This is a genomic window from Reinekea marinisedimentorum, assembly GCF_004341165.1.
GTDB classification, from domain to species: domain Bacteria; phylum Pseudomonadota; class Gammaproteobacteria; order Pseudomonadales; family Natronospirillaceae; genus Reinekea; species Reinekea marinisedimentorum.
Map to the genome: position 1 here is coordinate 1 of NZ_SLZR01000059.1, position 1,098 is coordinate 1,098.

Consider the following 1,098-nt stretch of genomic DNA (forward strand, 5'->3'; position numbering starts at 1 on the left):
CATGGCTAAAGTGGCCAATTAGAAAGAGAAAATGAAGCAGAGGCAGTTCTAATGAGTTCGAAACTCAAAATGACTTAAAAATCAGAGCTGCCCTAGTACATGATATCGTTGAGATAGATGCTGGAGATACATGGCTTTATGATGAAAATCAAAGTGCTAAACTAACGAGTGAATCTATAGCTGCTAATAGAATTTTTTCACTTCTGCCACTAAAACAAGGTAAAGAGTACTGTGCTCTTTGGCAAGAGTTTGAGAATCGCAGTTCTCCTGAAGCAAAGTTTGCGGCTGCAATCGATGGCATAAGCCCTCTTCTTAACCATCTTTTAACGGGGAGACAAGAAGATGGTGTCATTCCAGTAGCAAAAGTGCGAAGTAAAAAAGAATATATTATCTCATGCGCCCCTACATTATGGCCACTTGTGGAAAACCTTATTGAAGAAAGTGTAGCTTCAGGACTGTATGCGTAAAAACATAACAAGTTAATCAACAAGGACAAAATACGGCTGGCTATCTCGCTCCGCTCGTATTTTAGCCAACCGAATTTTGCCTGTTATTAAGGCGTTGAGGCTGTAGAAAAACCTCCAAATCCTTCCCGAAAACTTTTAAAATGGCATAAATCAACGGAGTTTGTTTCATGCCAAAATTCAAGCACTACGATTTCAATCAAAGCTCAATGGTCGTGATTAATTATCAAGACCAGCTTCAATCCGGTACGTTCGAACACGCCATTCATTATCTAATCCACAACAAGCTCGATCTCAGTATTTTTAACGATCTGTACAGCAATGATGAAAGCGGTCGACCGGCTTATGATCCTGCTATTCTGCTCTCGATCATTCTGTTCGCCTATTCCAAAGGCATTACTTCTTCTCGGGAAATCCAATGGTGCTGCGAGACTAACGTCATCTTTAAAGCGCTCTCCTGCGATACCGTTCCACATTGGACAACCATTGCCAAGTTCGTTAGCCGGTATCCCAAGAACATGACGGAACTGTTTGAGCAAGTGCTGCTGATTTGCCACGAAGAAGGGCTATTAGGTAATGAACTGTTTGCGATCGATGGCTGCAAGATGCGTTCAAACGCCGCAAAGGAATGGAG

The 1,098-nt window shown here is 42.0% G+C and carries 2 protein-coding genes; both read left to right on the forward strand.

Annotated elements, in window-relative coordinates:
- Nucleotides 1-80 precede the first annotated feature (80 nt).
- On the forward strand, nucleotides 81-467 hold the full coding sequence (locus BCF53_RS19645) for an HD domain-containing protein (protein WP_424511414.1): 387 nt from the start codon (nucleotides 81-83) through the stop codon (nucleotides 465-467).
- Nucleotides 468-634: 167 nt separating this feature from the next.
- A partial coding sequence (locus BCF53_RS19140; RefSeq protein WP_132704275.1) for a transposase occupies nucleotides 635-1,098 on the forward strand: 464 nt, incomplete at its 3' end.